Below are 22,667 nucleotides of genomic sequence, written 5' to 3'. Positions count from 1 at the left end.
TTCGGCAGAATGCGGGCATGACTGGGGTTGGCAGAAGAACCTTCCTGATGGGTGCCGCCGTGGCCGGTGCCGCCGCTTCGACCGGCACCGCCCACGCCGCACCGGCCGAGTTCGCGCACGGGGTCGCGTCCGGTGACCCGTTGCCCGACGGCGTCCTGCTGTGGACGCGCGTGGTCACGTCGGCCGCGATCCGCTGGGAGGTCGCCGCCGACCAGCGGTTCCTCCACGTGGTGAAGCGCGGTGTCACGCGCACGTCGGCGGCCCGCGACCACACGGTGAAGGTCGAGGTCCAGGGCCTGCGGCCGAACCACCGCTACTGGTACCGGTTCCGCGTCGGCAACGTCGTGTCGCCGGTCGGCAGGACCAAGACCGCGGGCTGCGGGTCCGAGCTGAACTTCGGCGTCGCGTCGTGCGCGAACTGGCCCGCCGGGCACTTCGCCGGCTACGGGTACCTGGCCCGCCAGGACCTCGACGCGGTGATCCACCTCGGCGACTACATCTACGAGAACCTCGACGGCACGGTCCGGCCGCACGAACCGGCGCACCGGTGCGTCACGCTCGACGACTACCGGCAGCGGCACGCGCAGTACAAGACGGACCGGCACGTGCAGGCCCTGCACGCCGCGCACGCCATGATCGCGACCTGGGACGACCACGAGTCGGCCGACAACTCGTCCAGCATCGGCTCGCCGCAGCACGACCCGGCCACCGAGGGCCCGTGGGGTGCCCGGCTGGCCGCCGCGACGCAGGCCTACTTCGAGTGGATGCCCGTGCGTGAGGGCAAGCTCGACCGCACGTTCCGCTTCGGTGACCTGGCGACGCTGACGATGCTCGACCTGCGCTCGTACCGGACCGACACGACGATCCTCGGCGCCGCCCAGCGCGACCGGCTGATCAGCACGCTGAGCACCGACGGCGCGCGCTGGCAGCTCGTCGGGAACTCGGTGATGATCAGCCCGCTGAAGGTGCCGCCGCTGCCGGGCCTGCCACCGTCGAACCCCGACCAGTGGGACGGCTTCCCCGTCGACCGGGAGCTGGTGCTGAGGTCGCTGGGAGACCGGAAGAACACCGTCTTCCTGACCGGTGACATCCACAGCTCGTGGGCGAACGAGGTGCCGCTCGGCGGCCAGTCGGTGGCCACGGAGTACGTCGTGACGTCACTGACCTCGGACAACTTCGACGACCTGCTGAAGGTGCCGCCGCGCACCGCGTCGTTGCAGGTGGAGGCCGCGTTCCAGGCTCTGAACCCGCACGTGCGGTTCGTCGAGCTGGACTCGCACGGCGTGTCGACGCTGCGCGTGACGGCCGACGAGGTGCGGTTCGACTGGCACTACGTGGCGGACAAGAAGGACCCGGACAGCGCTGTGGCGCGTGCGCATTCGTTCCGCACGCGCCACAACACTGCTCAGACCGAAAGGGTTCCGCTTTAGGCGAGAGCGGCCAGCGCGGTGTGCACCATCACGCGGACGCCGGCGAGGAGCGCGCGCTCGTCGAGGTCGAACGTGGGCTGGTGCAGATCGCGCTGCTTCTCCTGGCCGTTCCACACGCCGAGGCGTGCGAACGAACCGGGCACGTGCTCCAGGTACCAGCCGAAGTCCTCACCACCGGAGGACTGCTCGGTGCCTGCGAGCGCGTCGTCGCCCAGTGCGGCCTCGATGCCGGCACGCAGGATCTGGGTCGACTCGCGGTCGTTGACCACCGGCGGCACGCCGCGGCGGTGGTGCAGGTCGAAACCGACGCCCGTCGGGGCCAGCAGGCCCGTGACGAGGTCCTTGACCAGGGGCTCCAGCTCGGCCCAGATGTCGCGGTCGCCGGTGCGCAGTGTGCCGCGCACCAGGCCGTCCTGCGGGACGGCGTTGGGCGCCTCACCCGCGTGGACGGCGCCCCACACCAGGACGGTGCCGGAGCGGGGGTCGACGCGGCGCGACAGCATCGTCGGCAGGCCGGTGATGACCGTGCCGAGGGCGTGCACCAGGTCCGCGGTGAGGTGCGGGCGCGAGGTGTGGCCGCCGGGCGACGAGAGCCGGAGCTCCAGCAGGTCGGAGGCCGACGTGATGGCGCCGATGCGGGTGCCGATGCGGCCGACCTGCAGGCGCGGGTCGCAGTGCAGGCCGAAGATCCGCTCGACGCCGTCGAGCCCGCCCGCGGCGAGCACGTCGAGCGCACCGCCCGGCATGACCTCCTCCGCCGGCTGGAAGACCAGCCGGATGCGGCCCGGCAGTTCCGTCGCGGACGCGAGCGCCAGCGCGGTGCCGATCAGGACCGTCGTGTGGGCGTCGTGACCGCACGCGTGCGACACACCGTCCACAGTGGAGCCGAACGGCAGGCCGGTGTTCTCGTGCAGCGGCAGGGCGTCCATGTCCGCGCGGAGTGCCACGCAGCGGGGGCCGTTGCCGATGTCGCAGATCAGGCCGGTGCCGCCGGGGAGGATGCGCGGCTTGAGGCCGACCTCGCGCAGCAGCTTCGCCACGAGCTCGGTGGTGTTGTACTCGCGCCGGGAGAGCTCCGGGTTGGCGTGGATGTGCCTGCGCCAGGCGACGACGTCGGCGGCGTGCGCCTTCAGCCAGTCGTCCAGCCAGGCAGGGCCACGGCCTTCTCCGAGATCATCCACAGGAGACATGCTCACCCCGGTGGGGTCGACGAGCATCTCAGGGGACGCTTTCACAGTTGAGGAGCCCGAAGGCCGGGAGTCCAGAACCGTCATGCCGCACCTCCGCGGGCCAGCAGCCGTGCTCGCTGCCGGGAATCGGTGGCTGTCGCGATCGTCGTCCAAGCCATGGCAAGTGCTCCGTCGAGGAGCGCACGGTCGGCCGACGCCGAGGCACAGGCGGTCGCGAACTCTTGTTGGTGGTTCACCGCGTCTCCGCAGTCGATGGCGATGGTCGGGTGGATGGCGGGCAACACTCTGGTGACGTTGCCCATGTCGGTGCTCCCGATCTTCTCCCGCTGTTCCTGTTCCGGCGAGAGCGGTCGTCTGCCCAGCTCGGTGGCCGCACGCCGGTAGGCGTCCGCGAGCCACGGGTCGGGAGTCAACTCGGCGTAGATCGGTGAGACCTGCACCACCTCATGGGTGCAGCCGGTCGCGAGCGCACCGGCTGAGAAGCAGTCCCGAATTCGGTTCTCCAGGCGCTGCAACGATTCCAGGTTTTCCGCCCTCACGTCGAACATCGCTGACGCGCGGGCGGGTATTACGTTCGGCACGGTACCGCCGTTGGTGACGATGCCGCTCACCATCTGGCCGGGCTCGAAGTGCTGCCGCAGCAGGCTGATCGACATCTGCGCGATCGTCACCGCGTCCGCGGCGTTGACGCCGAGGTGCGGAGCGGCCGCCGCGTGCGACGGCTTGCCCTTGTAGTGCACTTCCAGGTCCGTGATGGCCAGCGACTTCGCGGCACACGACTCGTACGGCGCGGGGTGCACCATCATCGAGAGCGAGACGTCGTCGAACACGCCCCGTTCCAGCATGAGCACCTTGCCGCCGCCGACCTCTTCCGCCGGGGTGCCGATCACCTTGATGGTGACACCCAACTGGTCGGCGACGTCACGCAGAGCGAACGCCGTGCCGACCGAAGCGGCGGCGATGACGTTGTGCCCGCACGCGTGCCCGACCTCGGGCAGCGCGTCGTACTCGGCGCACAGGCCCAGGACGAGCTCGCCGCTGCCGAACGTCGCGACGAACGCGGTGTCCAGGTCAGCAACTCCGCGTTCGACCTCGAAACCCTCCTTGACCAGCAAGGAGGTGATCTTCTCGACGCTGCGATGCTCCTCGAAGGCGAGCTCGGGCTCGGCGTGGATCGAGTGCGACAGGTCCAGCAGCGCGTCGGAGTACCGCTCGACGGTCGAGCGTGTGCTGATCTTCAAGTCGGTACCCATTGGCCACCATCCTGCATCACCACTTGACGGACGCGGTGCGCTGATGATGATCAACCGGACGGCCGGTCGCAGCGCTGCGCCGAGCGGCGAGCGAGTTTCGGTCTGACCGATCAACGATGACGCAAATGGTCGAGAGATACGCTTAACTTTGACTATTACATCCCAGCATCTGGGACGGGTCGTCTCACCTCGAACGACGAGCGGCAGGTCACTTCTTGGCCGCGCGCTCCTTGCGCCACTTCGCCCACCGCTTCTTGTTGCGGTAGTAGACCAGCGCGAACAGGACGACGGCGATGCCGCCGATCCACAGCTTGCGCTTGGTCTCCTCACGAGCTTCAGGCGACGGCTCCTGCGGCGCGTTCACGTCGGGCGCCGGGTTGACAGTCGTCTGCTGAGCGGCCGCGACAGGCGTGTTCGCCGCCTCTTGCGCGGACGCCACTCCGGCGATCCCGAGAACGCTCATCAGCGAGAACACGCAGGCCAGCAGCAACCTCGACATGGCCTGAACTCTACCTCGAATACCACGATCGACTGTCACCCAAACTAGTTAAGCGCCTACCGAGAGTCCGATTGGAACGCCTTCAAAATCTGCTCGGCCGCCAGGGTCGCGGTGAGCTCTCCTAGTCGGACCTTCTCTTCGAGAGAGGGGGCGAGCGACCGCACGGCGGCGCTCTCGCGCACCTGCCGCCACAGTTCGTCGTGGACCATCATCCAGGTCCAGTCGACCTGCTGACGTCGACGTCGCTCGTCCAGTTCACCGGCGTCCTTCAGCGTCCGCTGGTGTTCCAGCACGCGGGACCACAGGTCGTCGAGACCGGTTCCGGTGAGACCTGAGCACGTGAGCACCGGCGGGTGCCACAGCGCGTCCGGCGGGCGCAGCAGCTTGAGCGCCCCGGCCAGTTCGCGCGCGGCCTTGCGGGCGTCCAGCTCGTGGTCGCCGTCGGCCTTGTTGACCGCGATGACGTCCGCGAGCTCCAGGATGCCCTTCTTGATCCCCTGGAGCTGGTCGCCGGTGCGCGCGAGCGTGAGGAACAGCGAGCAGTCCGTCATGTTGGCGACGGCCACCTCGGACTGCCCGACGCCGACCGTCTCGACCAGCACGACGTCGAACCCGGCCGCCTCGACCAGCACGATCGTCTCGCGGGTGGCCTGCGCGACGCCGCCGAGCGTGCCGGACGTGGGCGAGGGCCGGATGAACGCGCTGCGGTCGACCGACAGCCGCTGCATGCGCGTCTTGTCGCCCAGAATGCTGCCGCCGGTGCGGGTCGAGGACGGGTCGACGGCGAGCACCGCGACCCGGTGGCCCTGCGCGGTCAGCATGGTGCCGAGGGCGTCGATGAACGTCGACTTGCCGACGCCGGGGACCCCGGTGATGCCGACGCGGATCGCGTCGCCCGCCTTCGGCAGCAGCTCGACCAGCAGCTCCTGGGCCTTGGCCCGGTGGTCCGATCGCTTGGACTCGACGAGGGTGATGGCGCGTGCGAGCACGCCCCTGTTGCCGTCGAGCACGCCCTTGGTGAGCTCGGCGACGTCGATCGTCCTAGCCATGGTGGCCGAGTTGCTTCGCGAGCTTCACCAGCAGGTCCTTGGCCGCGTCCGCGATGACCGTGCCGGGCGGGAAGATCGCCGCCGCGCCCGCCGCGTACAGCTCGTCGAAGTCCTGCGGCGGGATCACGCCACCGACGACGATCATGATGTCCTCGCGGCCGAGCTTGGTCAGTTCCTCCCTGAGGGCCGGGACGAGCGTGAGGTGACCGGCGGCGAGCGAGCTGACGCCGACGATGTGCACGTCGGCCTCCACGGCCTGGAGCGCGACCTCCTCCGGCGTCTGGAACAGCGGGCCGACGTCGACGTCGAAGCCGAGGTCCGCGAACGCCGTGGCGATCACCTTCTGGCCGCGGTCGTGCCCGTCCTGCCCCATCTTGGCGACGAGGATGCGCGGGCGGCGGCCTTCCTCCTCCGCGAACGTCTCGACGACCTCGCGGCAGGCGTCCACGTTGGACACGGAGCCGACCTCCTGCCGGTACACCCCTGAGATGGTGCGGATCTGCGCGCTGTGCCGGCCCCACACCTTGCCGAGCGACTCGGAGATCTCGCCGACGGTGGCCTTGGCGCGGGCGGCGTTGATCGCCAGCTCCAGCAGGTTGCCCTCGCCGTTCGCCGCGTTCGTCAGGGCGTTCAGCGCACTGTCCACAGCGGACTGGTCGCGTTCTTCCCTGAGCCTGCGCAACTTTTCGAGCTGCTGCGCGCGCACGCCCGCGTTGTCGACCTTGAGGACCTCGATCTGCTCGTCGTTGGTCACCAGGTACTTGTTGACGCCGATGACGGGCTGCCGGCCGGAGTCGATGCGCGCCTGGGTGCGGGCCGCCGCCTCCTCGATGCGCAGCTTGGGGATGCCCTCGTCGATCGCGCGGGCCATGCCGCCGGCCTTCTCGACCTCGGTGATGTGCTCCCACGCCTTGGCGGCGAGCTCGTTCGTGAGGCGCTCGACGTACGCGCTGCCGCCCCACGGGTCGATGACGCGCGTGGTGCCCGATTCCTGTTGCAGCAGCAGCTGCGTGTTGCGTGCGATGCGTGCCGAGAAGTCCGTCGGCAACGCGAGCGCTTCGTCCAACGCGTTGGTGTGCAACGACTGCGTGTGCCCCTGCGTCGCCGCCATCGCCTCGACGCACGTGCGCGCGACGTTGTTGAACACGTCCTGCGCGGTGAGGCTCCACCCGCTCGTCTGGCAGTGGGTGCGCAGGCTCAGCGACTTCTGGGACTTCGGCTGGAAGTCGTTGACCAGCTTGGCCCAGAGCAGCCGTGCGGCCCGCATCTTGGCGATCTCCATGAAGTAGTTCATGCCGATCGCCCAGAAGAAGCTGAGCCGAGGCGCGAACTTGTCGACGTCCAGCCCTGCTTCCCGGCCGGCGCGGATGTACTCGACGCCGTCCGCCAGCGTGTACGCCAGCTCCAGGTCTGCCGTCGCCCCGGCCTCCTGCATGTGGTAGCCGGAGATGGAGATGGAGTTGTACTTCGGCATGTGCTGGGACGTGAAGGAGAAGATGTCGGAGATGATCCGCATCGACTGCTTGGGCGGGTAGATGTAGGTGTTGCGGACCATGAACTCCTTGAGGATGTCGTTCTGGATCGTCCCCATGAGCTGCTCCGGCTTCACCCCCTGCTCCTCCGCCGCCACCACGAACAGCGCGAGGATCGGCAGCACCGCGCCGTTCATCGTCATCGACACGGACATCTTGTCGAGCGGGATGCCGTCGAACAGCGTGCGCATGTCGTAGATGGAGTCGATGGCCACGCCCGCCATGCCGACGTCACCGGCGACGCGCGGGTGGTCCGAGTCGTAGCCGCGGTGCGTCGCGAGGTCGAACGCCACTGAGAGGCCTTTTTGGCCGGCCGCGAGGTTGCGGCGGTAGAAGGCGTTCGACTCCTCGGCGGTGGAGAAGCCCGCGTACTGGCGGACGGTCCACGGCTGGTTGACGTACATCGTGGGGTATGGGCCGCGGAGGAACGGCGCGACACCTGGATAGGTTTGGAGGAAGTCCAAGCCCTCGGTGTCCTCCGGGCCGTAGACCGGCTTGACCGCGATGCCTTCCGGGGTCTCCCAGTTCGGGAGGTCGGTCTCGTACTTGGCCTGCGGGAGGGGGCCGAGGTCGATGTCCGCGAAGTTGGGGATCATCGCTCCACTCCCAGGAAGTCGTAGGTGGTGTTGAGGATTTCCAGCGCCGGGCAGCCCATGAAGACGAAGCCGTCGACGTCGGCGTCGGTCTTCTTGCCCGCGAGGAGTACCCGTTCGGCGCCCGCTTTGCGCAGGGCTTCGACGGTCGCTGTCGCCTGGTCCGCGTAGCTGGTGTCGCTGCCGCAGAGGACGGCGATCTTCGCGCCGGACTGCTCGAAGCGTTCGGCCACTTCTTCGGGGGTCTTGGTGGGGCCCGCGTTGGGGGTGGCGAAGCCGCCGGCGTTGAAGAGGTTGGCGGCGAAGGTGGCGCGTGCGGTGTGGGCGGCCACCGGGCCGAGGGTGGCCAGGAAGACCTGGGGGCGTTCGGGCTGGGCGTCGGCGAGGTCGCGCAGCTCTTCGAAGGCCTGTGCATAACGCACCCGCGGCAGCCCGAAACTGTCAGACCTGCCTGAGAAACTTGGAGTGGGGGGCGAATCCCCCCTGGGGGCCTGCGAGTCGGAATCGATCCCGAAGGCAGGGACGGAGGCGGGCTCGCTGGCGGGCACGGGTTCGCGGACGACCGGCTTCTCGGTGAGGTTCGGGAACTCGCTGACGCCCGTGATCGGGTCGCTGCGGTCCGCCAGCCGAGCCGACCGCGCGGCCCACGTCGAGGCGATCCGCGTCGCCACCAGCGACCCGGCCTCGGCGATCCCCCCGGCCCGTTCGATCTCCTGGAACCAGGCCCAGGCCTGCACGGCCAGCCCGTCCGTCAGCTGCTCCACGTACCAGGACCCGGCGGCCGGATCGATCACCTCACCGAGGTGCGACTCCTCCAGCAGCAGGTTCTGCGTGTTCCGCGCGATCCGCCGGGCGAACTCGTCCGGCAGCCCGATGGCCGCGTCGAAGGGCTGCACCGTCACCGCGTCGGCGCCGCCGAGACCGGCCGCCAGGCAGGCGATGGTCGTGCGCAGCATGTTCACCCACGGATCGCGGCGGGTCATCATCGCCGACGACGTGACGACGTGCTGCTGTTGCACAGCGGAGACCCCGGACACCTCGGCCACCCGAGCCCACAACCGTCGCGCCGCACGCAGCTTGGCGATCGTCGAGAACTGGTCGGCCGTGGCGGCGAAGCGGAACTCCAGCTGCGCGAACGCGTCGGAGACCGAAAGCCCCGCGCCGGTCAGCGCGCGCAGGTAGGAGACGGCCAGCGCCAGCGACGCGCCCAGCTCCTCCGCGTCGGAGCCGCCGGCGTCGTGGAACGGCAGCGCGTCCACCACGACGGTCCGCAGCTCCGGGAACTCGGACCGCGCCTCCAGGACCACGTCGAGCGCTGGGCCGAAGGGCACCAGGCCCAGGTTGCCGCGCACCTCCGAGGCCAGCACCGGCGCCTGCGAGTACACCCGCAGCATCGCGCGGGCCAGCTCCACCGAACCGTCGAGCACCACGGGTGCGAGGTCCAGGTAGACGCCGTCGAGGAGGCGTTCCAGCGACGACGGGGGCACGGCGAGCCACAACGAGGTGACGCCGCCCTCCAGGTCGTTCATCAGCGCCACCGGATCAGGAACGGTGTGGCGCTGCCGGACGTCCCAGCCCTGCCGGACGGGCGCCAGCGCGTACGGCACCGGCGGCTCGTCGGAGCGGGTGTAGAGAGGCTGGAGCTCCAGGCCGTCGTACGTCTTCGTGACCAGCGAGTCGTAGCTCGCGCCGGTCTTGCGGAGGACGGCGTCGACCAGCTCACGCCACTGCTCCCGCGACGCCGCGGGGAACTCGTTCGGGCGGAATTCGGCGGGCAAGGCCAACTCCATCATGCGTTGCAGTGTTACCGACCGGTACCGACACGGCTATGTGAGGTTCACCGCCGTTAACGATGCAGTCAGTGTGTCAGGAAGAATGGAAACGTGGAGAACGGTGACCAGGATCGCTTGATCGCGGCTAGGTACCGGCTGCTGCACCTGCTGGGCCAGGGCTCGATGGGCACCGTCTGGGCCGCCCACGACGAGGTGCTGCGCAGGCAGGTCGCGGTCAAGGGAATCCTGCGGCCTCCGGGCATGCCCGACGTCGAGGCCGACCTGCTGCGGGAGCGCACGATGCGCGAGGCGCGGGCCATCGCCGCGCTCTCCCACCCGAACCTCGTCACGCTCTACGACGTCGTCCAGCACGACGGCGACCCGTACGTGGTGATGGAGCTGGTGCCGTCGCGCAGTCTCGGCGAGGTGCTGCAGGAGCAGGGCTGTCTCACCGAGAAGCAGGGCGCGGCCGTGCTGGACGCGGTGGCCGCGGCGCTCGAGTCCGCGCACCGGGCCGGCATCACGCACCGGGACGTGAAGCCCGGCAACGTGCTCATCGCGGACGACGGCCGGGTGAAGCTCACCGACTTCGGCATCGCGCGCAACGTCGCCGAAGCCACCATGACCGCGCGCGGCATCACGCTCGGCACGCCCGCCTACATCGCGCCCGAGGTGGCGCAGGGCGGTGACGTGTCGCCGGCCGCGGACCGGTGGTCGCTCGGCGCGACCATGTGGGCCGCGATGGCGGGCGAGCCGCCGTACGTGGGCAAGAACGTCATGCAGACGATCAACTCGGTGATCCACGGCGAGGTGCCGGTGCCGGCGGGCGCGGGCAGGCTCTCCCCCGTGATCAGCGGGTTGATGCGGAAGGACGCCGACGACCGGCTGTCGCTCGTCGACGTCCGCAAGCAGGTCTACGCGCTGCTGCCGGAGCCGGGCACCGACGCGTTCGAGGTGCGCAACCCGGTGCCGCTGCCGATCGTCGTGCGGCCCAAGCCCAAGATCGAACCGGACGCGCCGCTGGCCGACGACCCCGGCCCGTTGCCGTTCCTCGTCACCAAGCCCATCGAGCCGACGCGCCGACGCGGCCGGGTCGCGACGACGTTCGTGCTGGTCGCGGCCGTGCTGCTGTTCGTGGTGGGGTCGGGCGGCGGGTTCGCGCTGACCAGGTACGCGGCGGGCGCGCCGCTGCTGCCGCCGACCGAGCAGACGCAGGTCACGCTCCCGACCCTGCCCACGTCGGCGACGCTGCAGCAACGCACCGCGTCGGCCGCGTTCGCGAACGGCGACCAGGGCGGCAAGTTCACGATCAGCGTCGAGCAGAGCTGGTCCACCTACGCCGAGCAGCGCGCCGCCGACTCGTGGTTCCCGGCGTCCGCGGTGGTGCGCTTCGTGTCCGGCAGCGGCGCGTACGAGGTGACGGTCCGGCGGTTCCCCGAGTTCTACCCGAAGCGCGACATCGAGGCGTACGTCCTCGGCGTGGTCGCGCACTGGCCCAACTCGTTCTTCGGCGGCGAGCAGGTGGCGACGCCGAACCTCGCGGGGCCGCGCAGCGAGGACAGCATCCAGCTCGTCTACAAGACCGTCGAGGGCGAGGGCCGGGACGCGCTGCGGAGGTCGCACTTCTCGCGGGTGCTGCCCTACGGCAACGACCTGTGGGTGGTCGAGGTGACCGTGCCCACGGAGCAGGAGGACGAGGCTCGCGCACGACTCTTCGACGCGATCGCCTCGACGTTCGCCCCGGTTTAAGCCGTGTCCTGCGGGTCAGTCCGCGATAGTCACGCCCGAGGGGGTCCCTGACAGCACCGCCGCGAACCCCGAATACGCCCGGTATGAGGGGTTCGCGGCGGCACCGCCATGAACCCGCTCGGACGCGACTCTCATCGAACAGACCCACAGGACACGGCTTAAGCTCTCGCGGTGACTCCAGAAGAGCTGGCCGGCAAGGCCGCGGAAGAGATCCAGAGCCGCACCGGCAACGCGAAGCACGACATCGCCATCGTGCTCGGCTCCGGCTGGCGGCCCGCCGCCGACGTGATCGGTGACCCGGTCACGGAGATCCCGGTGGGCGAGCTGACGGGCTTCGAGGCGCCGACCGCGCTCGGCCACGGCGGCACCATCCGTTCCGTCGAGGTCGGCGGTAAGAAGGTCCTCGTCGTGCTCGGCCGCACCCACGGCTACGAGGGCAAGGGCATCCAGAAGGTCGTCCACGGCGTGCGCACGGTCGCGGCCGCGGGCGTGTCGACGGTCGTGCTCACGAACGCGGCCGGTGGCCTGCGGCAGGGCATGTCCGTCGGGCAGCCGGTGCTGATCTCCGACCACCTGAACCTGACGGCGCTGTCGCCGCTGGTCGGGGCGCGGTTCGTGGACCTCACGGACCTGTACTCGCCGCGGCTGCGGGCGGTGGCCCAGCAGATCGACTCCTCGCTCGAGGAAGGCGTGTACGCGGGTCTGCCCGGGCCGCACTTCGAGACGCCCGCCGAGATCCGGATGCTGCGCACGATGGGCGCGGACCTGGTCGGCATGTCGACCGTGCACGAGGCGATCGCCGCCCGTGCCGAGGGCGTCGAGGTGTTCGGGTTGTCGCTGGTCACGAACCTCGCGGCGGGCATCACCGGTGAGCCGCTGAACCACCAGGAGGTGCTGGAGGCCGGTGCCGCGGCCGCCGAGCGCATGGGCACGCTGCTGCGCGAGCTGGTGGCGCGGGCATGAGCCTGACGCCGGCACTGCGCGACGCGACGTTCCGGTGGATCGCTGACGACCCGTCGGACGCGACCCGAACCGAGCTGCAGACCGTGTTGGCGCGGGCGATGGGCGGCGACGCCGCCGCGTTGGAGGACCTCCAGGACCGCATGGCCGGACCGCTCACGTTCGGCACGGCCGGGCTGCGCGGGCCGGTGCGGGCGGGCACGAACGGCATGAACGTCGCCACCGTGGTCCGCACGACCGCGGGGCTGGCGGCGTGGCTGGGGTCGTCGTCCGGCCTGGTGTTCGTGGGCCGCGACGCCCGGCACGGCTCGGAGGACTTCGCCGTGGCCGCCGCCGAGGTGATGGCGGCGGCGGGGTTCGAGGTGCGGCTGCTGCCGGGGCCGTTGCCGACGCCCGTGCTGGCGTACCTGGTGCGCGCACACGGCGCGGTGGCGGGGATCCAGATCACCGCGTCGCACAACCCGCCCGCGGACAACGGCTACAAGCTGTACCTGAGTGGCGGTTCGCAGATCGTGCCGCCGTCGGACGGCGAGATCGAGAAGGCGATCGAGGCGGTTCCGGCGGCGGTGTCCGTGCCGCGGAACTTCACGTACACAACGCTTTCCGACGCGGACGTGGACGCGTACCTGGACCGGGTGGCGTCGCTGCCGCGCGGCAACTCGCGTGACCTGAAGATCGCGCTGACGCCGATGCACGGCGTGGGCGGCGCGTTCGCCGTGGAAGCGTTGCGGCGCGCGGGTTTCACCGACGTGCACGTGGTGCGGTCGCAGGCGGTGCCGGACCCGGACTTCCCGACCGTGGTGTTCCCGAACCCGGAGGAGCCTGGCGCGTCCGACGAGCTGCTCGCTCTCGCGGCGTCGGTCGGCGCGGACCTGGCCATCGCGCTGGACCCGGACGCGGATCGGTGTGCGCTGGGCATTCGTGACGGTTCTGGATGGCGCATGCTGCGTGGCGACGAAACGGGCGTGCTGCTCGGTTCGCTCGTGCTGTCGACCACGGAGTCCACGGATCCGTTGGTGGCAACGACGATCGTGTCGTCGTCGTTGTTGAAGTCGATCGCAGCCGCACACGGCGCGAGGTACGCGGAGACGTTGACGGGCTTCAAGTGGCTGGCGCGCGCGGGCGAGGGACTGGTGTTCGCCTACGAGGAAGCGCTGGGCAACTGCGTGGACCCGGAGTTCGTGGCGGACAAGGACGGCATCTCGGCCGCCGTCGTCGCCGCGGACCTCGCCGCGGGCCTGAAGGCGTCCGGGCGGACGTTGCTGGACGCGCTGGACCAGCTCGCGCTGGACCACGGCCTGCACCTGACCGACCAGGTCTCGTTGCGGTACACCGATCTCAGCCTGATCGGCGCGACGATGGCGCGTCTTCGTTCGGCGCCGCCCGCGGAGTTCTCCTCCGAGGACCTGCTGCCCGGCGCGGACGTGCTGCGCTGGACCGCGGACGGCGTGCGGGTGATCGTGCGCCCGTCCGGCACCGAGCCGAAGCTCAAGGCGTACCTGGAGATCGTCGAGCCGGTCACGGACGGACTGGAGTCCGCCCGTGCGTCGGGCAAGGCCAGGTTGGCCGATCTGCGGGAACGGGTGACGGAGCTCGTCAGCTAGGCGGTCAGCAGAGCGACCGCCAGCGCGAGCACAGCGAGGACGAATCCCCCGCCGGCCACGAGGTAGGCCCTTCTGGTCGGCGGGGCGACCGCGTTGCGACGACCTTCGGTGACGGCCGCCACGGCGATCCGCACGAAGATGTACGCGATCGCGCAGAGCCCCACGCCGAGCCCGAACAACATCGTGTTGATGTCCCACGGGCTGTGGTCGAACCCCGGCCACACGGACGCGAAGAGGGGCCCGATCCCGATCATGCCGACGCTGATCCCGAGGCCGAAACCCCAGGTGATGCGGCGCTGACGAGGACTGGTGTGCATTAGGGCGGTGGTCTTCATGGTCCCTCCTGTGTACACCCTTTAGGACGTGCTTCCGGCCGTGGGGTTCCGTTTGTTCATCAACAAGAACGCCTGCGGCCCGCCTTCGTCCACACCCTTCTGACGTTGCAACCGCGCCAGTTCGTTGAACCCGGCTTCGGTCGCGTTGCTCACGGTCTCGTCCATGTCGTGCCAGTGCACTTCCAGATCGACGTCGTGGCCGTAGGCGTGGGTGAGCGGCGTGGTGCGGTTCCCCAGTTTGAAGGCGTGCAGGAGATGTCCGCCAGGCCTGAGGACCCGGTGGAACTCCGGCCACGGCACCTCATTCGCCGCCATGTGGACTGTCGAGTACCAGACGACCGCGCCGCCGAGGCTGTTCTCGGGGAGATCGAGCTTCGTCATGTCGCCCTGGGTGAACGTGAGGTGCGGGTACAGCTTTCTTGCCTGATCGAGCATGCCGTCGGAGAGGTCGATGCCGGAGGCGTCGAGGCCTAGTTCGTGCAGGTGCTGGGTGATGCGGCCGGTGCCGCAGCCGATGTCCGCGACCGGCCCTTCGGTGAGCTCGGCGAAGGCGCGCATGATCGCGGCGTCGAGCGGGCGGCCGTCGTGCGCGTCCGGGATGAGGCGGGCGTAGTCGGCGGCGACGATGTCGTAGGAGGCGCGGGTCATGGTCATCTATGTTGCCGCCCATGGACTACACGCGGCGTGATCTCGCGCTCGCCTACCTCAACGCGCACCCCGTGCACTCCTGCGGGCCGACCGACCCCGACTCGTACTACGTGCGACTGAAGACCTACCGCGAGGAACTGCTGCGAGGCCTCTGCCGGCTGTTCGAGTTCAGCCTCGACGACGAGATGTGGCTCAAGTTCTTCCTCCACGGCGTCACGCGCTCCTACCGCGGCAACACCCACCCGTTCGCCGGCATGCTGGAGGGAGGCCTGCTTCTCGAGCGCGTCAAAGGGTCCGGCGCGATGGAGATCGCCGCCGAACTGCAGGAGATGCACGAGAAGGCAGCGGAGCGGCACCTCGACCTCACCGAGAAGATCCTGGCGCTGGCCAAGCCGGACAACGGTGAGGTCGTCACCAGCGAGCAGCTCAGGGCGATCGGCGTGAACGACGTGGAGCCGCGCGACCCCGACTTCGGCTGATAAATGCGGTGGGGGCGCGGGGGCAAGGTCATCTAGGTTGCCGACCATGGACTACACGCGACGCGACCTCGCGCAGGCCGTGCTCGACGCGCACCCGGACAGCAAGCGCGGCCTCAACATGTTCTACGGCGCGTTCAGCGACGACATGAAGGCGTTCCAGGTCCGGCTGGCCGAGGGCCTGCAGAAGGCCTTCGGCGTGAACCTCACGAAGCTCGACGCCTTCACCGTGATGATCAGGAGCACTGTCGACTCGAACGCCGCGATCACCGGGCCTGGGAGCGGTTTTGGGGAGTTCAGCCTGATCGCGAAGAAGGTGGAGGGCAGCCGCGTCATCGAGCGGATGCAGAAGATCGGTGAGCTGAACACCCGGTCCCGGGAGATCCACCTCGACATGGTCGACGAGCTGCTGGGGTTGATGGAGCCGCCGGTCGAGGTGGTGACGTCGGAGGACCTGCGGGCGATCGGGGTGGACGACACGCCGCCGGACACCAACGACTACGAGATGGACTACTGAGCTCACGGTTCGCTCCGCCTCGGACGAGGTTGCGGAGCGGCGGATCAGCCGTCAGCGTGGCGGCATGCCTCGCCTGTTGATCGTCCACCACACGCCGTCGCCCGCCCTCCAGGCGATGTTCGAGGCCGTGCTCGCCGGCGCCTCCACCCCCGAGATCGAGGGTGTCGAGGTCGTGCGCAAAGCCGCGTTGTCCACAACCGCTGTGGATGTCCTGGAGGCCGACGGCTTCGTGCTGGGGACGCCCGCCAACCTCGGCTACATGAGCGGTGCGTTGAAGCACTTCTTCGACACCGTCTACTACCCGTGTCTCGACTCCACGAGAGGCAGGCCGTACGGGCTTTACGTGCACGGCAACAACGACACGGTGGGGGCGGTGCGCAGCGTGGAGACCGCTGCGACCGGGTTGGGGTGGGAGAAGGTGGCCTCGCACGTCACCGTGACGGGTGACGTGGGCAAGGTCCAGGAAGAGGCCTGCTGGGAGCTCGGCGCGACTGTTGCGGCCCAGTTGTCCACATGAATCCAGGGTTGTCCACAGCCTCTTGTCCCCACCCTGTGGACAACCCTGGGGACATCTTCGAACGTGTGTTCTAACGGCCGATCGAGCTCATGTCGGGGTAGCGGTCGCCGGCCACGGCCTCGACGGGCACCGCCGCCTCGATCGCGGCCAGGTCGTCGGCGGACAACGACAACGACGCCGCCGCGACGTTCTCCTCCAGGTACTTGATCCGCTTCGTGCCGGGGATCGGCACGACGTCGTCGCCGCGGTGCTGGACCCACGCCAGGGCGAGCTGGCCCGCGGTCACGCCCCGCTCGGCGGCCAGCGCACGGAGCGCTTCGACCATGCGGAGGTTCGTGTCGAGGTTCGAGCCCGAGAAGCGCGGGTTCGCGGCACGGAAGTCGCCTGCGCCGAAGTCTGCGGACGACGTGAAACGGCCGGTCAGGACGCCACGGCCGAGCGGCGAGTACGGCACGATGCCGATGCCCAGTTCGCGGGCGGTCGGCACGATCTCGGCCTCGATGTCGCGCGACCACAGCGACCACTCGCTCTGCAAAGCGGTGATCGGGTGCACAGAAGAAGCGCGGCGCAGGGTCTCCGGGCCCGCCTCGGACAGGCCCAGGAAACGCACCTTGCCCTCGGTGACCAGCTCGGACATCGCGCCGACGGTCTCCTCGATCGGCGCGTTCGTCGAGACGCGGTGCAGGTAGTAGAGGTCGATCACGTCCACGCCGAGGCGCTTCAGCGACCCCTCCACCGAGGCGCGCACGTACTCGCGGTCACCTCGCAGCGAGCGGCCGCCCTCCGGGTCCCGCACGATGCCGAACTTCGTGGCCAGCACCACGTCGGAACGGCGGCCCGCGATCGCGCGGCCCACCAGCTCCTCGTTCAGATAGGGCCCGTACATGTCGGCGGTGTCGAGCAGGGTGACGCCGAGCTCCAGGGCCCGGTGGATCACCGCGATCGACTCGGACTCGTCGCCCGCGCCGTAGAACTCCGACATCCCCATGCAGCCGAGCCCCTGCGGCCCGACCTCCAACGATCCCAACAAACGGCTCACGCCGTCGCCTCCAAGTCACGCTCGACCACCGCGTAGTGGTCGATCTTGTAGTCGAGCACTTCCAGGTGCGTCCGCAGCTCCGCGATGCGGGCGCGGACGTCGTCGCGGTGCTCGACGAGGATCTGCTTGCGGCGGCCTGCGGTCAGGTCGCCTCTGTGCCGCAGCTGCGCGAACTCGCGCATCATGCGGATCGGCATGCCGGTCGTGCGCAGGCGCGTCACGAACGCCAGCCAGCCGAGGTCCTCTTCCGAGTAGCTGCGGCGGCCGCCCGAGTCACGCGCGGGCGGGTCGACGAGCCCGATTCGTTCGTAATAGCGCAAGGTGTCGATGGACAACCCACTGCGCTGCGCGGCTTGGGCTATCGAGTAACTCACGTGCTCGACGCTAAGACCTGGAGTGCACTCTAGGTCAAGCGGAATCCTTCGAGATGCCCCACGCCTCGAGGTGGCCGGCCATCTCCGGCACGTCGATCTTGTCCCGGCCGAGGGCGCGGACCAGGTCCAGCGCGTCGTCCTCGTCGGCGTCGATCCAGTAGCCGTTGATGTCGCACATCGTGACGGCGGCGACCCAGGCCAGCCGCCAGTTGCCCTCGACCAGAGGGCGGGTTCGGACGATCGAGTCGAGCAGAGCGGAGGACTTCAGCCACAGCGTGTCGTACGCCTCCACGCCGAGGACGGTGGCGCGGGGACGGTACGCCGCGGTGTCCAGCAGGCCGATGTCCCGGACGAGGAGATCGCCACCGGTCACGGCCGTGGCCAGCACTAAGAGGTCCCCGGCGTCGAGGTAGGAGATCACGGCACCCAGTTGATCACAGAGGTCTGACAGTTTCAGGAAGAACCGAGCCTATCCAAAAGACCTCGGTACTTGGGCAGGACTCGCCCCAGAACCTCGCCGAGCTTCTCTTCCTGCTGCATGCGCTGGTAACGATCCGCGATCGCCAGCCGCACGACCTCCTGCTTGGAGCGACCCTCGGACTGCGCCAGCTCAGCGAGCCGCAGGTTCTCCTCGTCGGTCAACCGCAAGGTCATCGCCATCGTCCGACGGTATCAACCTGATACCACTCAGGCCAGCCACCGTTAGGATTGCGTGATGCCGCGCCCCAAGACCCACGATGACGCTCTGCGACGGCGTCTGCTCCAGCGGGCGGGCGAGCTGCTCAGCACCGAGGGTCCCGCCGGGGTGAGCCTGCGCAAGATCGCCACGGACGTCAACACCTCGACCACCGCGGTCTATTCCCTCTTCGGCGGAAAACCAGCGCTGCTCGAGGCGCTCTACGACGAGGCGTTCACGCGGTTCGGGAGGAGCCTCGCGGCGGTGCCGGTGACGGACGACCCGGTCGAGGACCTGCTGCGGATCGGGCTCGCGTACCGGCGCAGCGCACTGGAGGACCCGCAGTTCTACTCGGTGCTGTACTCGAAGGTGGTCGAGCCGACGAAGGAGATGAGCCGCGCCGCGGGCCGGACGTTCGCGCCGGTGATCAACGCGGTGCGGCGCGCGGTCGAGCAGGGCGTCTACCTCGGCGAGGAGCCCGAGCAGATCGCCATGTCGATGTGGGGCCTCGCGCACGGCCTGGTGAGCCTGGAGCTCAACGGCAACCTGCCACCCGGCATCGACGCGGCCAGCACGTACGAACTGGCGTTGCGCGCGCACGGCAGGGGCTGGCGCACGGATGCCGGGAAAATCCTTTAGAAATCACGGAATCCGGGGAGGCGGCCGCCGCGAAACCTCCCCGGACCCGCTGAACTGTCCGGTTAGGACAGTTCGTCTTCGGTGGTGCGGCCTTACTTCAGGGCGCCGTCGAGCGCCTTGATCAGTTCACCCTGCGGCGTGTCGCCGTCGAGCGACCAGATCATCGCGCCGCCGAGCCTGCGGTCGTTGATGTAGCGCGCCTTGCGCTTCATCTCGGTCGCGTCGTCGTAGGTCCACCAGGTCTTGCCGTCGTAGATCCACGCGAAGCCGGCCTTCTCGTCGCGGTAGATCTTGTACGCGTTGCCGGGCTCGGAGAGCTTCGCCTTGATGCGGTGGAAGTCCTCGTAGCCGTTCTCGTACTTGGCGGGCGCCGGCACACCGGTGCCGAACAGACCGTTGCGCTTGCCGGGGGCGACGCCGTCCCAGCCGCGTCCGTAGAACGGAACGCCGAGCACTGCCTTCGACCGCGGCGCGCCACGGGAAAGCCACGCGTTGACCGTCACCTCGGAGCTGAACTCGAACTCCGACGGGTCACCCTTAGGCACCTTCAGCGCGGACTGCTGGTTCGCCGGGGCGTCCCACGCACCGTGGTAGTCGTAGCCCTGGAGCGTGCCGAAAGTGAGGTAGCAGAACACCTTCGAGACCTCGAAGCCCCGGTCCACCTGGCGCGGGTCGGCCGGCAGGAACGCGGTCAGGTCGCGGTTCCAGCCCATCTGCTTGCGGTACTCGGCGAGCAGCTTGGTGAAGTTCTGCTTGTCCTCGGGGCGGATCACGTTGGGCGGGGTCGGGTTGCCCTCGCTCGACGGCCACTCCCAGTCGAGGTCGATGCCGTCGAAGACGCCCTTGGCGGCACCCGCGGGCAGACCGGGCAGGTCGCCCTTGATCCACATGTCGGTGCAGGTCTTGACGTGGGCGGCGCGCGACTCGGCGGTCAGCGCGGCGTTGGAGAAGTAGCGCGAGCCCGTCCAGCCACCCAGCGAGATGTTGACCTTCAGCTTGGGGTACTTGGCCTTGAGCTGCTTGAGCTGGTTCAGGTTGCCCATCAGCGCCTGGCCGGCTTCGTCGGCCTTGCCGCTCACGGACTGCTCAGCGGTGTAAGGCATCTGCCAGTCGGCCCACGGGTCCGAGCTGATGCACTTGCCCGCCTCGTCGAGGAAACCGAAGGCGTAGTTCAGGTGCGTGAGCCGCGCGGCGGCCCCGCTGTCCACGAGGTTCTTGACCCGGAAGTTCCGGTCGTACACGCCCCACTGGATGAAGTACCCGACGGTGCGGGTCTTCGAGATCCCGTGGTGCCCACTGGTCTCGACGTCGGCGTTCGCAGGCGCGGCAACGGCCAGCGACGCTGACAGGGCGCCGACCGCGAGAGCGGCGACACCCCATCTCCGTCTGGACATGAGTCTCCTTGTATCGGACGCGGCAGCGGCGATGTGGTCCAGAGCACGATAGGCCTGAGGTCTAGACCACTGCTACGTCCGATCGGAGGTATGTCCTAAACCGCCCCGTACAGACGGTCACCGGCGTCACCGAGACCAGGCACGATGAAGCCCGAGTCGTTCAGCCTCTCGTCCACCGACGCCGTGATCAGACGGCACGGGAGCTGGGAGTCCTCCAGGTGATTGATTCCCTCGGGCGCCGCGAGCACGCAGATCGCGGTCACGTCGGTGGCGCCGCGCTGGGTGAGCAGGCGGATCGTGTAGGCCATCGAGCCTCCGGTGGCCAGCATCGGATCCAGCACGAACACCGGCCTTCCGGCGAGACTTTCGGGCAACGACTCCATGTACGGGGTCGGCTGGAGCGTCTCCTCGTCGCGCGCGAGCCCGACGAACCCCATCTGCGCGTCGGGGATCAGCTTGTGCGCCTGGTCGGCCATGCCCAGGCCGGCCCGCAGCACCGGCACGAGCAACGGCGGGTTTGCCAGCGAGTAGCCCGTGGTACGAGCAACCGGGGTGTGCGTGCGGTCTTCCTTCAGCGGCGCCTCGCGCATCGCTTCGTAGACCAGCATCACGGTCAGTTCCTGCAGCGCGGCGCGAAATGCGGCATTGTCCGTGCGCGCGTCACGCATCGTTGTGAGTCTCGCTTTGGCGAGCGGATGATCGACGACCAGGACGTCCATGCTCGACACCGTAACCGCTGGGAGGAGCTAGGGGTGTTCGAAGAGATCTACCGCGAGGCACGGCAGCGCATCGTCGGCCTGACCATGGGCCTCGGGCCGGACGACCTGGCCCTGACGGTGCCCGCGTGTCCTGAGTGGACCGTGCACCAGGTGGTCGCGCACCTGTCCGGAGAGGCGTCCGATCTGGTCAGCGGACGGATGGAGGGCGCGCCGTCGGAGGAGTGGACCGCGCGGCACGTCGCCGAACGGGAGGGTGTGCCGGTGCAGGAGTTGCTGGAGGACTGGAACGTCTCCGGCAACAAGATCGCCGAGATGCCGCGGCTGCCGTTCCAGCTCGCGCTGGACGCGATCACGCACGAGGCCGACCTGCGCGCGGCGCTCGGCCGGGACCGCCTGCCGGACGCGGTGTGGCAGCCGACCCTGGTGTGGCTCGCACCGCGACGACTGACGGATGTCACCGTCAAGACCGACTTCGGTGTGCTCGGCGACGGCCCGATCACGCTGGAGGTCGACGGCTACGAACTGTGGCGCGCGTTCTTCGGCAGGCGGTCGCGCCGGCAGATGGAGTCGTGGACGTGGTCCGACCCGTCCCCGATCGACGACGTGCCCTTCTTTCCCGTGCGGGAAACCGACCTGGTGGAGTAAACGCCGTTAACTGAACAGGTGTAGGGTCGGCCGCGTGACAGACCACGTGCGCATCGGAGTGCTCGGCGCGGCCACGATCGCGCCCACCGCCGTGATCCGCCCGGCCCGCTCCTCGACGGTCGCCGAGGTCGTGGCCGTGGCGGAGCGTTCGCCGGAACGAGCGCAGGCGTTCGCCGACAAGCACGGCATCGCGCGCGTGCACGGGTCGTACGAGGACCTGCTGGCGGACCCGGCCGTCGACGCCGTCTACAACCCGCTGCCCAACAGCCTGCACGGCAAGTGGACGCTCGCCGCTCTGGAGGCGGGCAAGCACGTCCTGTGCGAGAAGCCCTTCACCGCCAACGCTGTCGAGGCGCGCGAGGTGGCCGACGCCGCCAACGCCTCCGGGCTCGTGGTGATGGAGGCGTTCCACTACCGCTACCACCCGCTGGCCGTGCGGATCGCCGAGATCATCCAGTCCGGCGTGCTCGGCCCGCTGCGGCACGTCGAGGCCACCGTCGCGTTCCCGCTGCCGGTGTTCTCCAACATCCGCTACGACTACTCGCTCGCGGGCGGCGCCATGATGGACGCCGGCTGCTACGCCGTGCACATGGCACGACTGCTGGGCGGCGGCGAGGAACCCGAGGTGCGCTCCGCGAAAGCGTTGCTGCGCGGGCCTTCCATCGACCGCGCGATGAAGGCGTCGTTGCGCTTCCCGTCGGGCCACACGGGCGCGGTGACGGCGTCGCTGTGGTCGTCGACCGTGCTGAAGCTGTCGATGAAGGCGATCGGCGAGAACGGGAGCCTGAGCGTGTTCAACCCGCTCGGCCCGCAGGCGTACCACCGGCTGACGCTGAAGCTGCGCGACCGCAGGACGTCCGAGTCGTTCGGCAGGCGCGCGACCTACGCCTACCAGCTCGACGCGTTCACCGACGCGGTGCTGAACGGCAAGCCGTTCCCCACGACCGCCGACGACGCCGTGCGGAACATGACGGTGATCGACTCGATCTACCGGGCGGCCGGTCTGCCGCTGCGCCGGCCAGCGCAGTGACGGTCACGAACCTGTTGCGATGACCAC

24 protein-coding genes are annotated in these 22,667 nt (G+C 69.2%); 10 read left to right on the top strand and 14 right to left on the bottom strand.

Annotated elements, in window-relative coordinates; genetic code table 11:
* Nucleotides 1–17 precede the first annotated feature (17 nt).
* Complete coding sequence (locus ACFWNN_RS30910; protein WP_382443457.1) at nucleotides 18–1,430, top strand: alkaline phosphatase D family protein; 1,413 nt, start codon at nucleotides 18–20, stop codon at nucleotides 1,428–1,430.
* On the opposite strand, the gene ACFWNN_RS30905 is transcribed toward ACFWNN_RS30910, so the two are convergent.
* From ACFWNN_RS30905 to ACFWNN_RS30880, 6 genes are all read right to left on the bottom strand, one after another.
* Nucleotides 1,427–2,704: a M20 family metallopeptidase gene (locus ACFWNN_RS30905; protein WP_382443456.1), complete on the bottom strand. Its 1,278-nt coding sequence runs from the start codon at nucleotides 2,702–2,704 to the stop codon at nucleotides 1,427–1,429. The two genes, ACFWNN_RS30910 and ACFWNN_RS30905, sit on opposite strands and share 4 nt — an antisense overlap.
* Nucleotides 2,701–3,873: a M20 family metallopeptidase gene (locus tag ACFWNN_RS30900; RefSeq protein ID WP_382443455.1), complete on the bottom strand. Its 1,173-nt coding sequence runs from the start codon at nucleotides 3,871–3,873 to the stop codon at nucleotides 2,701–2,703. Before ACFWNN_RS30900 ends, ACFWNN_RS30905 begins: the two co-directional genes overlap by 4 nt.
* A gap of 208 nt (nucleotides 3,874–4,081) precedes the next feature.
* Entirely contained in the window at nucleotides 4,082–4,372 is a 291-nt protein-coding gene (locus tag ACFWNN_RS30895) for a hypothetical protein (protein ID WP_382443454.1), read from the bottom strand.
* A gap of 56 nt (nucleotides 4,373–4,428) precedes the next feature.
* Complete coding sequence (gene meaB / locus ACFWNN_RS30890) at nucleotides 4,429–5,421, bottom strand: methylmalonyl Co-A mutase-associated GTPase MeaB (protein ID WP_382443453.1); 993 nt, start codon at nucleotides 5,419–5,421, stop codon at nucleotides 4,429–4,431.
* Nucleotides 5,414–7,549: a methylmalonyl-CoA mutase gene (gene scpA, locus ACFWNN_RS30885; protein WP_382443452.1), complete on the bottom strand. Its 2,136-nt coding sequence runs from the start codon at nucleotides 7,547–7,549 to the stop codon at nucleotides 5,414–5,416. The genes meaB and scpA overlap by 8 nt, the downstream gene beginning before the upstream one ends.
* On the bottom strand, nucleotides 7,546–9,339 hold the full coding sequence (locus tag ACFWNN_RS30880) for a methylmalonyl-CoA mutase family protein (RefSeq protein WP_382443451.1): 1,794 nt from the start codon (nucleotides 9,337–9,339) through the stop codon (nucleotides 7,546–7,548). Before ACFWNN_RS30880 ends, scpA begins: the two co-directional genes overlap by 4 nt.
* Before the next feature lie 114 nt (nucleotides 9,340–9,453).
* Here ACFWNN_RS30880 and ACFWNN_RS30875 point away from each other — a divergent pair, with 114 nt between their 5' ends.
* The 3 genes from ACFWNN_RS30875 to ACFWNN_RS30865 all read left to right on the top strand — a co-directional run bounded on the left by ACFWNN_RS30875 (nucleotide 9,454) and on the right by ACFWNN_RS30865 (nucleotide 13,631).
* Complete coding sequence (locus tag ACFWNN_RS30875) at nucleotides 9,454–11,067, top strand: serine/threonine-protein kinase (protein ID WP_382443450.1); 1,614 nt, start codon at nucleotides 9,454–9,456, stop codon at nucleotides 11,065–11,067.
* Between the two features lie 171 nt (nucleotides 11,068–11,238).
* A complete protein-coding gene (locus ACFWNN_RS30870; RefSeq protein WP_382443449.1) occupies nucleotides 11,239–12,030 on the top strand; it encodes a purine-nucleoside phosphorylase in 792 nt (263 codons plus the stop codon).
* A complete protein-coding gene (locus ACFWNN_RS30865) occupies nucleotides 12,027–13,631 on the top strand; it encodes a phospho-sugar mutase (RefSeq protein WP_382443448.1) in 1,605 nt (534 codons plus the stop codon). Before ACFWNN_RS30870 ends, ACFWNN_RS30865 begins: the two co-directional genes overlap by 4 nt.
* Here the strand turns inward: ACFWNN_RS30865 and ACFWNN_RS30860 are convergent.
* Nucleotides 13,628–13,966, bottom strand: coding sequence for a hypothetical protein (locus ACFWNN_RS30860; protein ID WP_382443447.1), 339 nt, complete (start codon nucleotides 13,964–13,966; stop codon nucleotides 13,628–13,630). The two genes, ACFWNN_RS30865 and ACFWNN_RS30860, sit on opposite strands and share 4 nt — an antisense overlap.
* A 21-nt stretch (nucleotides 13,967–13,987) precedes the next feature.
* Nucleotides 13,988–14,614 (bottom strand): class I SAM-dependent methyltransferase, encoded by a 627-nt coding sequence (locus ACFWNN_RS30855; RefSeq protein ID WP_382443446.1) that lies wholly within the window; start codon nucleotides 14,612–14,614, stop codon nucleotides 13,988–13,990.
* A 20-nt stretch (nucleotides 14,615–14,634) separates the two neighbouring features.
* Here ACFWNN_RS30855 and ACFWNN_RS30850 point away from each other — a divergent pair, with 20 nt between their 5' ends.
* The 3 genes from ACFWNN_RS30850 (at nucleotide 14,635) to ACFWNN_RS30840 (ending at nucleotide 16,124) form a co-directional block, all read left to right on the top strand.
* The gene (locus tag ACFWNN_RS30850; RefSeq protein ID WP_382443445.1) at nucleotides 14,635–15,093 is read left to right on the top strand and encodes a hypothetical protein; all 459 of its coding nucleotides are present in this window, start codon (nucleotides 14,635–14,637) and stop codon (nucleotides 15,091–15,093) included.
* A gap of 46 nt (nucleotides 15,094–15,139) precedes the next feature.
* Nucleotides 15,140–15,607, top strand: a complete 468-nt coding sequence (locus ACFWNN_RS30845) for a hypothetical protein (RefSeq protein WP_382443444.1) — start codon at nucleotides 15,140–15,142, stop codon at nucleotides 15,605–15,607.
* Between the two features lie 64 nt (nucleotides 15,608–15,671).
* The gene (locus ACFWNN_RS30840) at nucleotides 15,672–16,124 is read left to right on the top strand and encodes a flavodoxin family protein (RefSeq protein ID WP_382443443.1); all 453 of its coding nucleotides are present in this window, start codon (nucleotides 15,672–15,674) and stop codon (nucleotides 16,122–16,124) included.
* Nucleotides 16,125–16,194: 70 nt separating this feature from the next.
* Here the strand turns inward: ACFWNN_RS30840 and ACFWNN_RS30835 are convergent, their stop codons facing one another.
* From ACFWNN_RS30835 to ACFWNN_RS30820, 4 genes are read right to left on the bottom strand one after another with little or no spacing between them, the layout of a single operon-like run.
* Nucleotides 16,195–17,112, bottom strand: a complete 918-nt coding sequence (locus ACFWNN_RS30835; protein ID WP_382443534.1) for an aldo/keto reductase — start codon at nucleotides 17,110–17,112, stop codon at nucleotides 16,195–16,197.
* A 47-nt stretch (nucleotides 17,113–17,159) separates the two neighbouring features.
* On the bottom strand, nucleotides 17,160–17,537 hold the full coding sequence (locus ACFWNN_RS30830; protein WP_382443442.1) for a MerR family transcriptional regulator: 378 nt from the start codon (nucleotides 17,535–17,537) through the stop codon (nucleotides 17,160–17,162).
* 34 nt (nucleotides 17,538–17,571) lie between these two features.
* Nucleotides 17,572–17,958, bottom strand: coding sequence for a type II toxin-antitoxin system death-on-curing family toxin (locus ACFWNN_RS30825; RefSeq protein WP_089914793.1), 387 nt, complete (start codon nucleotides 17,956–17,958; stop codon nucleotides 17,572–17,574).
* 32 nt (nucleotides 17,959–17,990) lie between these two features.
* Entirely contained in the window at nucleotides 17,991–18,197 is a 207-nt protein-coding gene (locus ACFWNN_RS30820; RefSeq protein WP_382443441.1) for a type II toxin-antitoxin system VapB family antitoxin, read from the bottom strand.
* A 55-nt stretch (nucleotides 18,198–18,252) separates the two neighbouring features.
* On the opposite strand from ACFWNN_RS30820, the gene ACFWNN_RS30815 reads away from it, so the two are divergent.
* Nucleotides 18,253–18,852 carry a TetR/AcrR family transcriptional regulator gene (locus tag ACFWNN_RS30815; RefSeq protein ID WP_382443440.1) on the top strand — a complete coding sequence of 200 codons (600 nt, stop codon included), beginning with the start codon at nucleotides 18,253–18,255 and terminating at the stop codon, nucleotides 18,850–18,852.
* Between the two features lie 92 nt (nucleotides 18,853–18,944).
* On the opposite strand, the gene ACFWNN_RS30810 is transcribed toward ACFWNN_RS30815, so the two are convergent.
* A complete protein-coding gene (locus ACFWNN_RS30810; protein ID WP_382443439.1) occupies nucleotides 18,945–20,246 on the bottom strand; it encodes a glycoside hydrolase family 18 protein in 1,302 nt (433 codons plus the stop codon).
* A gap of 95 nt (nucleotides 20,247–20,341) precedes the next feature.
* Nucleotides 20,342–20,965: a uracil phosphoribosyltransferase gene (gene upp, locus ACFWNN_RS30805; protein WP_382443438.1), complete on the bottom strand. Its 624-nt coding sequence runs from the start codon at nucleotides 20,963–20,965 to the stop codon at nucleotides 20,342–20,344.
* A gap of 33 nt (nucleotides 20,966–20,998) precedes the next feature.
* Here upp and ACFWNN_RS30800 point away from each other — a divergent pair, with 33 nt between their 5' ends.
* Together ACFWNN_RS30800 and ACFWNN_RS30795 are read left to right on the top strand one after the other, a co-directional pair.
* Nucleotides 20,999–21,610, top strand: a complete 612-nt coding sequence (locus tag ACFWNN_RS30800; RefSeq protein ID WP_382443437.1) for a maleylpyruvate isomerase N-terminal domain-containing protein — start codon at nucleotides 20,999–21,001, stop codon at nucleotides 21,608–21,610.
* A 34-nt stretch (nucleotides 21,611–21,644) separates the two neighbouring features.
* Nucleotides 21,645–22,640 carry a Gfo/Idh/MocA family protein gene (locus tag ACFWNN_RS30795; protein WP_382443436.1) on the top strand — a complete coding sequence of 332 codons (996 nt, stop codon included), beginning with the start codon at nucleotides 21,645–21,647 and terminating at the stop codon, nucleotides 22,638–22,640.
* Nucleotides 22,641–22,667: the final 27 nt, after the last annotated feature.

The sequence above is a fragment of the Lentzea sp. NPDC058450 genome (genome assembly GCF_042721395.1).
Classification (GTDB): Bacteria; Actinomycetota; Actinomycetes; order Mycobacteriales; family Pseudonocardiaceae; genus Lentzea.
Note: the sequence above shows the minus strand (reverse complement) of the source record. Positions and strands in the feature narration are given on the sequence as shown.